This is a genomic window from Corynebacterium suranareeae (assembly GCF_002355155.1).
GTDB lineage: Bacteria > Actinomycetota > Actinomycetes > Mycobacteriales > Mycobacteriaceae > Corynebacterium > Corynebacterium suranareeae.
Genome location: NZ_AP017369.1, coordinates 3,157,042 through 3,168,584, shown reverse-complemented (window position 1 = coordinate 3,168,584; position 11,543 = coordinate 3,157,042). Strand labels below are relative to the sequence as shown.

Below are 11,543 nucleotides of genomic sequence, written 5' to 3'. Positions count from 1 at the left end.
TTTATTTACCTTAATTTACGTGAGGGGAGGCGTCGACAAGCAATCTTTTAGCCGCAACCTTGCCAGCAATCCTGCCCGCGCGGGTGGCGCCGACCGTGGATGCGGTGGAGCCGTAGCCGACGAGCAGTATGCGGGCGTCGGAGGCGGGGCTGACCTCGTCGATTAGTTCGATGCCGCGCCCTTGCCCGCGCAGTTTCATCGGTGAGAGGTGGCGTAGCGCGGCGCGGAAGCCGGTGTTCCAGAAAATGACGTCGACGTCTAGTTGCGTGCCAGCAGGGAATGGTTGCCAGCTTTGCGGAACTGCCAGCGTTGCGCCTGCTGACGGGCCCAAACCTTCTGCAGAGGTGGCGGGAGGCTCGCCGAAAATTACTCCGGTGGGCGTAATTTCATCGAACATGCCGCGGCTGACAATCAGGCCTCGATCGACGCCGTCAAGATAGTCGGGCCATTGTGGAATGCCTGTGGTGCGCACAACGCTTGCTGGCGCGATTCCGTTAAATGTGCGCTCACGGACGGCGCGCTCAACCGCAAGACCCCAGCCGGCGTCGAACTCGCGCTGGGTGAAGTTCGGCGGACGACGCGTCGCCCAGGTAGTTTCCGCCAAGCCTTCTAACTCCAGTAAAAACTGCACTGCACTCAAGCCACCGCCCACGACCAGGACTTTCTTATCCTTAAAGTCCTCCGCCTTGCGGTAATTAACGGTATGAAGCTGCTTGCCCTGGAATTTATCAATGCCTGGAATATAAGGAACATAAGGATTGGTCCACGTGCCGGTTGCGTTTAAAACCATTCGGGTGGTCCATTCCCGGCCGTCCTCGCTGCTCACGCGTAGGAGACTCGTGGGATCAGGAGAGGTGGGCTCAACGCGGGAGACCTTCACCGGGCGCACGATTGCGAAGGAAAACTCCTCTTCATACGCTCCGTAATATTCGGTTACTAATTTAGAAGCTGGAATTTTGGGGTCGGGACGCTTCATGGGCAGTCCTGGAAGGTCGGCGATGCCGTGGGCTTTTCCTAAAGTAAGTGAATCCCATCTATGCCGCCAGGCACCGCCGGGCCCGTCGTTGGAATCGAGAACGAGGAAATCTTTGCCGGGTGTTAGTCCTCGGCGAGAAAGTTCGTGTGCTGCCGCGAGTCCTGCTTGACCGGCTCCGATGATGATTGCTGCGTAATTGGTTGGCGCGTAATTAGTTGACATATCAACAATTGTAGCATGGGGTTTGTGTTGTGGGCGTGTGCGCTTGATGGGTTTTTGGGGGATTCGTGGTGGCGTGCGGTGGTTTAAGGGCCGGGGAATTTCAAAACCAAACTGGTGTGCCAAGATTTTCACTTTTGAGGAATTCTTGTCATGTCAGTCCGGTTTGGGGAGGTCGAAACCAAACATACGTGCCAAAAATTCTTAAAAATCCAAATCCTTGGCATCTGTGTCTGGTTTGTCTTGAGTGCGCCAAATTTAAGATCAAGACCCCGAAAAAATTGACCTCACAGAATCGTTTCTAAGCGCCTCAAATGCCCGCATCCATACTTGTGCTCATTCCGAAAATTCAACCTCTTAAATCGGCGATTAGGCGTTTCCTGTTTTGGGGTCTTTGTGGTCCCGTTGCATGCGTGGCCACAAAGACCCGAAACATAATCCGAAATACAACCCGAATCGCGCTACGAATTCAATCGTGCTGCTAATCCCCGCAAATTTCGTTTCCTCGTATAGGAAATGTGGAAGATCCGAGCCACTCGACTAGGGTAGTTGTGTTTTGTTCAACAATTTTGAGAGTTGCAATCACGCACTGATCAGAGAGTAACTAAGCGTCGAAAAGCATAGGCGGCAAAACACAAAAAGCCGAACCCGGCTGAAGACATTTAAACCTTAAAAGAAGGATTTCTATGAAAAAGTGGAAGGAAGTGCTTTAGGTATGGAGTACACACCGTTTGATCTGATTCTCGATGTGGGGTGGATTTCGGGATTGATGATTATCGGCAATATCATGCGCCGGAAGATCCCATTTTTCCAGACTTTGCTCATTCCTTCCTCTATTACTGCTGGTCTGATTGGCATGATTTTGGGCCCTAAGGTGTTGGGGCTGATTGGTTGGTCTGATCATCTTTCTACTTACACCACTGTGTTGATTGCGATTGTGTTTGCGGCGATGCCGTATTCCATGAAGTTTGATCGTGGTGTGCGTACTGGCATGAAGACGATGTGGGCGTATTCCACGGCAATGTTTGTGGGGCAGTGGGGCCTGTTTATTTTGTTGGGACTGTTTTTGTTCCAGCCGGTGTGGGGTACCGAAGAGTGGTTCGGCATGATGTTGCCGGTTGGTTTCGTTGGTGGTTTTGGTACCGCTGCTGCGGTGGGCACTGCGTTGGAGTCTTCGGGTGCAGAAGCTGCGATGTCTTTGGGCTTTACTTCGGCAACAGTTGGTACGTTCGCTGCGATTGTTGGTGGAATCATTTTCACAACGTGGGGCATTAAGAAGGGTAAGACTGCGGCGATGCCTGCGCAGTTGCCGTGGGATTTGCGTTCGGGTTATATCGATAAGCTCAGTGAACGTCCATCGATCGGTAAAGCAAGCACTAATCCTTCGGCGATTGAGCCGTTAGCGCTGCACACTGGCATCATTTTGCTCACGGTTGCGGTTGCGTATTCGATTAACCAGTGGCTCGGTGAGATTTTCCCAACCGTTTCCATTCCGCTTTTCGCCATGTCGTTTGTGGTTGGCATCGTGGGTATGGGCATTATGCGCGCGCTGAAGAAGCCTGAGTATTTGGATCGTGAGACTGTTAATTCAGTATCCGGCGCAGCGACGGATTATCTCATCGCGTTTGGTATTGCATCCATTGCGCCTGCCGCGATTGCTGATTATTGGGTGCCTCTCGTGGTGCTGTTTGTGTTGGGTACTATTTATTGTTGTTTCTTCTTTTTCTGGGTTGCTCCGCGTTTCTTTGGTGAAAAGTGGTTGGAGCGCGCGATCTTTGGTTGGGGTTGGGCAACCGCGGCGGTGGCAACTGGTATCGCCTTGCTGAAGATTGTTGATCCCAAATTGAAGTCGGGAACGCTCAATGAGTATGGCGTGGCGTATATCGGTTTCGCTCCGTTTGAAATCGGCATGACGATCATCGCGCCAATTGCGGTGCTCACTGGCTTTACCATGGGGCTTGGTTGGGCCTCGCTTATTATTGCGATCGTAATTTTAGGCCTCGCGTGGGGTCTGAAGTGGCTGCCAGAGCGCGGACACGTCCGCGGAGAAGGTAAGCCGCAATAAAGGTGGTTGGCGTCGGGCCCTGAGTGTCCGGCGCTTTTTGCTTTTCGACGCCTTCCCCCACGTACCATCAAAGTTACGGGTTAACCCTGATGCGTACTTGGCGGCTAGAACTTAAACTTGACTGCAGTTCGCTCAATTTATTTTTAACTTTTTTAAACTTGAGTGGAACATACTCAACTCTTTGTGCGTTATAGATAGTAGAGAGTTAAATAATGGCGCTTGACCTGCAGGAAACTGAGATCAACACAAATTGTGTGTAGGTTGGCGCCCGTTAAAAAGAAAGGGCAATGACAAGATGAGTTCATTCAATCCAACTACCAAAACAAATGAAGCCATGCAGGCCGCACTTCAGCAGGCATCCTCGCTTGGTAACCCCGATATCCGCCCAGCCCACCTGTTGGTGGCCATCCTAGAGCAGTCTGATGGTGTGGCAGCCCCAGTGCTCACGGCTACGGGTGTGGAGCCTAAGGACGTTCTTGCAGAGGCCAAGAAGTTGGTGGATTCCTACCCCAAGGCATCGGGCGCCAATATGGCTAACCCTAACTTCAACCGGGATGCACTCAATGCGTTTACTGCAGCTCAGGAGCTTGCTGGTGAATTAGGCGATGAGTACGTTTCAACGGAAGTGCTGCTGGCAGGTATTGCGCGCGGAAAGTCAGATGCTGCTGATCTGTTAACTAAGAAGGGCGCAACTTATGATGCCATCAAGGAAGCTTTTCCTTCTGTTCGCGGATCGCAGCGTGTGACCACTCAGGATCCTGAAGGCCAGTTCCAGGCTTTGGAAAAGTACTCAACTGACCTGACCAAGCTTGCTCGTGAAGGCAAGATTGACCCTGTTATTGGCCGTGACCAGGAAATTCGCCGCGTGGTCCAGGTCCTTAGCCGTCGTACCAAGAACAACCCTGTTCTTATTGGTGAGCCCGGTGTGGGTAAGACGGCCATCGTTGAGGGCCTTGCTCGCCGCATTGTTGCAGGAGACGTTCCAGAATCCCTCAAGGGTAAGACCCTCATCAGTCTTGATTTGGGTTCCATGGTTGCTGGTGCAAAGTACCGTGGTGAGTTCGAGGAGCGTTTGAAGGCTGTTCTTGATGAGATCAAGGGAGCTAACGGTGAGGTAGTGACCTTCATTGATGAGCTGCACACCATTGTTGGTGCTGGCGCTTCTGGTGAATCCGCCATGGATGCCGGAAACATGATCAAGCCATTGCTTGCCCGCGGTGAGCTGCGTTTGGTTGGTGCTACCACGCTAAATGAGTACCGCAAGTACATCGAAAAGGATGCCGCTTTAGAGCGTAGGTTCCAGCAGGTCTATGTTGGTGAGCCAACTGTAGAAGATGCCGTGGGTATTCTTCGTGGACTGAAAGAGCGCTATGAGGTTCACCATGGTGTCCGCATTCAGGACTCCGCATTGGTTGCTGCAGCTGAGCTTTCTAACCGCTACATCACCAGCCGTTTCTTGCCAGACAAGGCTATTGACCTAGTCGATGAAGCTGCGTCACGTCTGCGCATGGAGATTGACTCTTCACCTCAAGAAATCGACGAGCTCGAGCGTATTGTTCGTCGCCTTGAGATTGAAGAGATGGCACTTTCCAAGGAATCAGATGCCGCTTCTAAAGAACGCCTGGAAAAGCTGCGCTCTGAACTTGCCGATGAACGTGAGAAGCTCTCTGAGTTGAAGGCTCGTTGGCAAAATGAAAAGTCTGCGATTGATGATGTCCGTGAGATGAAGGAAGAACTGGAATCTCTACGCTCTGAGTCCGATATTGCAGAACGTGACGGTAACTACGGACGTGTCGCAGAGCTGCGCTACGGCCGGATTCCTGAGCTGGAAAAGCAGATCGAAGAAGCCGAATCCAAGGTGGGGGTCAATGAAAACGCCATGCTCACCGAGGAAGTCACTCCGGATACGATCGCTGATGTTGTCTCCGCATGGACTGGCATCCCAGCAGGCAAGATGATGCAGGGTGAGACCGAAAAGCTTCTGAACATGGAGCGTGTCTTGGGCAACCGTGTGGTCGGTCAGCTGGAGGCAGTAACGGCAGTGTCTGATGCGGTGCGTCGTTCACGTGCTGGTGTTGCCGATCCAAATCGACCCACCGGTTCCTTCCTCTTCCTTGGCCCAACAGGTGTTGGTAAGACAGAGCTTGCTAAGGCTGTTGCAGAGTTCCTCTTCGATGATGATCGCGCCATGATCCGCATCGATATGTCTGAATATGGTGAGAAGCACTCGGTTGCTCGTTTGGTCGGTGCCCCTCCAGGATATGTCGGTTACGACCAAGGTGGACAGCTCACTGAGGCAGTTCGACGCCGCCCCTACACCGTGGTGCTTTTCGACGAAGTTGAAAAAGCCCACCCCGATGTCTTCGATATCCTCCTGCAGGTTCTCGACGAAGGACGGCTCACCGACGGCCAAGGCCGCACCGTGGACTTCCGCAACACCATCTTGATCCTCACCTCCAACCTGGGTGCGGGCGGTACGCGCGAACAGATGATGGACGCTGTGAAGATGGCCTTCAAGCCTGAATTTGTCAACCGTCTCGATGATGTCGTGATCTTTGATCCACTGTCGCCAGAGCAGCTGACCAGCATCGTTGATATCCAGATCAAGCAGCTCACTGACCGTTTGGCAAACCGCAGGCTTGCACTTCGTGTGAGTGATAGCGCGAAGTCCTGGTTGGCTGAGCGTGGTTATGATCCTGCCTATGGCGCTCGTCCATTGCGCAGGCTCATCCAGCAGGCCATCGGTGACACCTTGGCTAAGGAATTGCTGGCAGGCAACGTCCGCGATGGCGATGCAGTGCTTGTCGACGTCGCCGACGGCGGCCAGAAGCTCGACGTCTCCAGGGCGGTCTAACACACGTGGGCAAGCAGGAAAAGCTGCGCATTCCACTGGATGTCCCGGGAGTGGAATCTGAAGAGGTAGGCGTAGAACCGCTTGCTGAAGGCTACTACCTTGTAGCCACCCTTCCTGCCGTCGCCCAGGATTGTGCCCTAGGAGATGTCGTACGGGCACACCATGTTGATGAAGTCTTGGAATTTCAACACGTGGCGGTCGCTGGCGGAAACAAAACACTTCGAGTGCTTGTCGACGCCATCGCCGCCGACCATGTGCGCGCCCAATTGGAATCACTGGGATTGTATGTTGAAGCCCCGATGACAGAAATGTTGACGGTCAATATCGCACCTGATTCCCCAAAGCATGGTTTAGAAAACCTCCTTGATGATCTACATGCTCAAGGTGTGATCTTCCGGGCTCTCTAGAAGAAGTCTCAAACATACATTTGTATCACTAGCGCTTTAAAAGGCTCTTAGAAGCGATTTTGGAAGGGCACTTTTTCGGAGGCCTCGGTTCAAATTTCGGGCAGCACCGCAAAGACCAAACAGGCGTGACAAAGATTTCACATTTCAGAAATTATTGGCACGCCGGTTTGGTTTTAAAAGTTGGCCCCACGATCACCCCTACTTCTCAGCAGATCCGGCAAGGTCTTGATGCGTGGTGGCGTAGTACTGGCTGAGTTTGCGGTAGGACCTGGACATAAACGCCAGCAGTACGACAACCAGCATGATTGCGCCGGAGGCGAGGAACATTAAGGCCATGCCGCGGGCGGTGCCGTCGCCAAGGATTATTCCCCAGAATGTTTCCGCGCCGGGACCAGCCATCCATGGGATGAGGTAGGCCTCGGCCAGAATTGCCACGATCACTGTCGATAGTGGGTTGGCTGCCATTTCTACAGCCATGGCTAATCCGAATACGCGTCCTTGCTGACGGAATGGAACCACGCGTTGCAGAATTGTTTGTTCAGCTGCTTCGGCGGCGGGAGTGATCGCCATGAAAATGAAAATGCCAAGAATGTAGAGCCACCACCATTCGCGGATGGCAAAGAGCATGCCTACGAATGCCACACCAACGTTCACGAGCAGCAAGGTGCGCACCGGGTTTTTACCCAAGCCAGTTTTGGAAATTACGGCACCGCCAATGATGAAACCTAAGCTGGTGAGACCAAGCAGTAGGCCCCAGAGTTGTGGGCTGAAAAGTTCCAAACCGTAGGGATCCATGAGGGCGGAGTACACGCCACCGATCAGATTGTTGAATGATGCAAACAAAATTAAGGCGAGTAGGCCCGGCACGCTCAAGATGATTTTCATTGAGCCTTTGATGTCGATGCCTTTGGATACAACTGATAGATCAGATGCAGGGGTGGGGATGGTGTCGTCGCCAAGTGTTAGTTGGGCTTCTTCCTGGGTGATAATTTCAGGTTCGTTGATGCGGATCGGCAGTAGATGTAGCAGCGCAACCAGTGAAAGGGCCAGGCAAATCCAGAGGGTGACTTCCATGCCTAAAAATCCGATGGCAGAACCTGCAATGACGCTGGTGACCAAAAATCCAACACCTTGAACAGCGCCAACCAGGCCGTTTGCTTTGTCGCGTTCAGCTTCGGGGACAAGAAGTGTCACCACGGTAGACAGCGTGATGTTGCGCATGTGTTCTACAATGGAGCCCACAAGGATGCAGGATACAAACACCCACAGCGCAGTATTTCCAATGCTTAAGGTGTCTTCGTCGAGCCAAAACACCCACACAACTGCACTTAAGCAGTAGAAGATGAGCGTGGTGGTGCTGGAAAACACCATGACGTTTTTCTTGAAATTGTGATCAACAACAGTGCCGAAAAATATGGAACATACTGCAATAAGTCCCATGTAAATTCCGCTGACAATGCCAGTTAGTGCGACATCGCCGGTGGAGAGATACATCCAAAACACCACGGCGAAGAATAAAAAACCTGTGGTGACGTTGGCCAGCATGGTGTTGAGTAAAACTTTATGAAATGTAGACAAGGGGTATCTCCTGATTGTGGGGAGTGAAAACCCTGGTCGACCGCCCGTAAAACATCCCAAGTGATGTCTTAAAAACCGTAGAACAGCGTCTGCTAAAAATACCGCAATTTTCCCGCGTAGGCGAGTGGCTGAGGGAGGGAGGCGTCGAAAAGCTTTGGCCGGTGCGTGGGCGAAAAACCTGGAAGATTAGCATGGTGTGGTGTGAACATCGATGATCTCATTGCGCTCGCCGCGGAGCAGCCTACTCGCATTTCCAGGCGTTCCGGTGTCTCGCGCTCGACTCTTAAAAGGGTCGGCGATGGCACCAGTGAGCCCACGCTGTCAACTTTGCGCGAGGTCGCGCTGGCGCTCGGCCTTGATATTACGGTAGACGCGCACCATGCGTGCGATCCTTTTGCGGCCGCAGCGGCGAGAACGCTTATCGACGATTCCGTCCCAGAAAATCCTCACAATTTAGAAATTCTCGCCTGGCTGAAACGCTTCGACCGGTGGAATATCAACGATCCTCTCACCCTGGTTTCTGAAGCCGGCACGCTACAAGGCATTGCTTATCGCCCTGATGCCCACTTTGTGAAACTACACCCCACCGGCCTTGCGGAACTCCCGGAATTTTTCCAACAGCGTGGCATCAAATGGGCGCTTTCGGGTGCGGCGACCGCAACGGTGATTATCGGAAAGCTGCTGGAAGGAAACTCGATTGTGTGGCATGAACCAGCTGCTGACCTAGATTTTTCCAGCCTCGGCGTTGTAGTAACTGATGTTGAGGACGCTGATCTTATTCTGGTCCCCTCGACTGCTACTGAATTGCTGGGAAGTTACACCCAGGATGGTTTGAATTTTGTGGCGCCGGTGCAGCTTGTCATCGATTTGCACAGCCTGCACATGTTTGAGGAGGCAGATTACCTCACCAGTGGCTGGCGATAAGGGTTAAGGGAACATATAGGCGAAAATTTGTTCCGATTCGTAGGTGAATTCGCGATTTTGGTCGAATTTTTGCATTAAAGTGGAGGCGTGATGCAAAAATTCGTTCGATTTTAAGATTCACTTGTGCTAGGTGATCTGATTCTTGATCAGCAACCTTTCAGGTTTCACATCTGACCCACTGGCCCCAAAATAGACACTCTCTAGAATCGTTTCTAAGGGGTTAAACAAAGCTCGACCATACAAAGGCCCATTTGGGAAAACTCAACACGTTAAATCGCCTGTGTGCTCTGCGCTGCACGAGGTGGAATAAACGCATAGGCTCGTGGATATGACCGTGTTGATTTCTCCGTCCACCCTTGCTGAATCAATCCACGCTGGTAAAAAACAAACAGTTCTTGCCGCCTTCTGGGCACCGTTGGAAGGGGCAGGCCATACAGTGTTCTGCTCCCAACACATCCCAACTTCTATTTTTTGTGATCCCGCGACTGAACTTGCAGGTCTTCCTTCTTCGTCAGATGGTCGAAATCCTTTGCCGCCTATCAATTTGTTGGAGCGTTCTTTTAGAAAATGGGGTTTGAATACTGATCGTGAGATCGTACTTTACGATCAGGGTCGTGGTCTTTATGCAGCACGAGCGTGGTGGATTCTTCGCTGGGCCGGCATGCCGAATGTGCGGCTTTTGGATGGTGGTTTTGAAAAATGGGACAAATTTAATTTCGGCCAAGCTGGTGGGCCTGGAAACTTCCCATACTTTTGCAATGTGAGGCCCAATCCGGGGCAGTTGCCAATTTCGACGATCGATGATGTCAAAGCACACCAAGGTATTTTGATTGATGCGCGTGATGAAAATCGTTATGCGGGGCGCAGTGAGAAGTTGGATCTAAAATCTGGACACATCCCAGGCGCGATCAATATCAACGCAAAGTCATTGTTGCAGGAGGATTTTACGTTCAAATCCCCTGAGGAAATTCGCGCAATTTTTGCAGCGAAGGGTGTGACCAGCGGAGAAAACGTCATTGTTTACTCTGGCTCTGGTAACCATTCCTCACAACTATTGGCTGGTATGGAACATGCTGGAATCACCGGGGCGAGCCACTATTTTGCGGGTTGGTCGCAGTGGAGCGCGAATCCGAAAAACCCTATTGAGACCTAAAACTCTGGTTTGAGTACGCACTGCCAGTAAGGTGTGAGATGTGATGGAAATAAGTGTCTTGATCATCGCCGCTTTAATTCTGGTGGCCGGCATCATGCTGTGGCGTGCTGACTCGGCTAAGCAGACGGCTAAATCAGCAGCGCCACAGGCAGAAAAGCAAGCGCCTGTTGAAACAGCTGTGCCTGAAATAGAACCAGAGCCTGAGCCTAAGCCAGAACCGGAACTAGAGCCGGAACCTGAGCCAGACCATGCTCAAGACATTTATTTCGATGACTCTCCAGAGCTCGACACTGATGTGGAAGACGCATTGGCCGAGTTACCTGAGGTTGAAGAAGTCCCGGAAACCCCAGAAGCGTCAGAAACACCAGAGGCACTGGAACCACCAGAAAACCAGGACACCCCTGAAGTGGTGGCGGATGAGGAGCATCGGGGCGTCGATAAGCATTCTTTTTTGAGTTCTTTCCCTGGTTCGCAGCGCCGCGAACGCAAGAATTGGGCGGCAAAGCATCACTTCGATTTCATTAAAGAAGATGCCTTTTTAACCGATGAATGGTCAAGGGGGGCGGCGTCGACGGGTGCTGTGGCCCGTGATGTGGTCAGCGGCATGGCTGAAGGCTATGAAACGCATCTTGTGGATTTGGCGGGTGTGCCTGTGATGGCGATGCGTCGCGGAATTACCTCTGATGTGGTTATCGATGCGCGCCGGGGTGAGCAACCGAATGATCCTGACCGTGAAGAGTCTGATGATTTGGTAGAAGTCGATACGGTGTCTGGATTCCGCCTGCTCAGCAATGTGGCTGGGGTTGCGCAACGGTTTGTCGATGAACGTATTCGTGTCGGATTGGATGCGATGCCTGAAGCTGTGACAGCGGTGTGGATGGAATCTGATTGGGTGTTGGCAGAGACAATCAAGGGGTCGACTCCTGCGGATTGGGAAGATATTTTGCAGCCGTTGGCGCTGCTGACGGATGCATCGTTTACGTTGCCTCCGAGGTCGGCGCGTGCTCACAGTTTGGAGTTGAAGCATTTTGAGCCCAGCCGGTTGAAGCCAGAAGAACCTGAGAAACCGGAATTTGTCCCCAATGCTTCAGAAGAAGACCTGTCGCAGCCCTTGGTGATCAGGCCGGAGGAGCCTTTGCAGATGCCGGTGCGAGGTGTGCAGGAAAGTCGTGGTGTTGTAGAACCGTGTTCCTTAGGCGCAGATGATGTGGAGTCAATCGCGGAAGGTGATCCAGAGCGACCGAATGATCTGTATGGCACACGGGTGGTTCGTGATCTTAATGGTCAGTCCAGTATTTTTAAAGATTCTGATGATACTGATGAGCCTCCAACGAAGTGGTAAAAACAACTTCTTTTTAGTCGTGTCC

General features: G+C 52.2%; 8 protein-coding genes. 6 read left to right on the top strand and 2 right to left on the bottom strand.

The window, feature by feature from the left end; all coding sequences use genetic code 11:
* Positions 1 to 10: 10 nt before the first annotated feature.
* On the bottom strand, positions 11 to 1,198 hold the full coding sequence (locus tag N24_RS14565; protein ID WP_096460287.1) for an NAD(P)-binding domain-containing protein: 1,188 nt from the start codon (positions 1,196 to 1,198) through the stop codon (positions 11 to 13).
* Between the two features lie 712 nt (positions 1,199 to 1,910).
* Between N24_RS14565 and N24_RS14560 the strand changes: the two genes are divergently transcribed.
* The 3 genes from N24_RS14560 (at position 1,911) to N24_RS14550 (ending at position 6,521) form a co-directional block, all read left to right on the top strand.
* Complete coding sequence (locus N24_RS14560) at positions 1,911 to 3,260, top strand: sodium/glutamate symporter (protein ID WP_096458676.1); 1,350 nt, start codon at positions 1,911 to 1,913, stop codon at positions 3,258 to 3,260.
* Between the two features lie 295 nt (positions 3,261 to 3,555).
* Complete coding sequence (clpB, locus tag N24_RS14555) at positions 3,556 to 6,114, top strand: ATP-dependent chaperone ClpB (protein ID WP_096458673.1); 2,559 nt, start codon at positions 3,556 to 3,558, stop codon at positions 6,112 to 6,114.
* A gap of 5 nt (positions 6,115 to 6,119) precedes the next feature.
* Positions 6,120 to 6,521 (top strand): DUF4265 domain-containing protein, encoded by a 402-nt coding sequence (locus N24_RS14550; protein ID WP_096458670.1) that lies wholly within the window; start codon positions 6,120 to 6,122, stop codon positions 6,519 to 6,521.
* A gap of 198 nt (positions 6,522 to 6,719) precedes the next feature.
* Here N24_RS14550 and N24_RS14545 read toward each other — a convergent pair whose 3' ends face one another.
* Positions 6,720 to 8,099, bottom strand: a complete 1,380-nt coding sequence (locus N24_RS14545; RefSeq protein WP_096458667.1) for an MFS transporter — start codon at positions 8,097 to 8,099, stop codon at positions 6,720 to 6,722.
* A 201-nt stretch (positions 8,100 to 8,300) separates the two neighbouring features.
* Here N24_RS14545 and N24_RS14540 point away from each other — a divergent pair, with 201 nt between their 5' ends.
* The 3 genes from N24_RS14540 to N24_RS14530 all read left to right on the top strand — a co-directional run bounded on the left by N24_RS14540 (position 8,301) and on the right by N24_RS14530 (position 11,518).
* Positions 8,301 to 9,023 carry a helix-turn-helix domain-containing protein gene (locus tag N24_RS14540; protein WP_096458664.1) on the top strand — a complete coding sequence of 241 codons (723 nt, stop codon included), beginning with the start codon at positions 8,301 to 8,303 and terminating at the stop codon, positions 9,021 to 9,023.
* Positions 9,024 to 9,351: 328 nt separating this feature from the next.
* A complete protein-coding gene (locus tag N24_RS14535; protein ID WP_096458661.1) occupies positions 9,352 to 10,176 on the top strand; it encodes a sulfurtransferase in 825 nt (274 codons plus the stop codon).
* A 43-nt stretch (positions 10,177 to 10,219) separates the two neighbouring features.
* Positions 10,220 to 11,518, top strand: a complete 1,299-nt coding sequence (locus N24_RS14530; RefSeq protein WP_167382200.1) for a type III secretion system chaperone family protein — start codon at positions 10,220 to 10,222, stop codon at positions 11,516 to 11,518.
* The last annotated feature ends 25 nt before the right edge of the window (positions 11,519 to 11,543 follow it).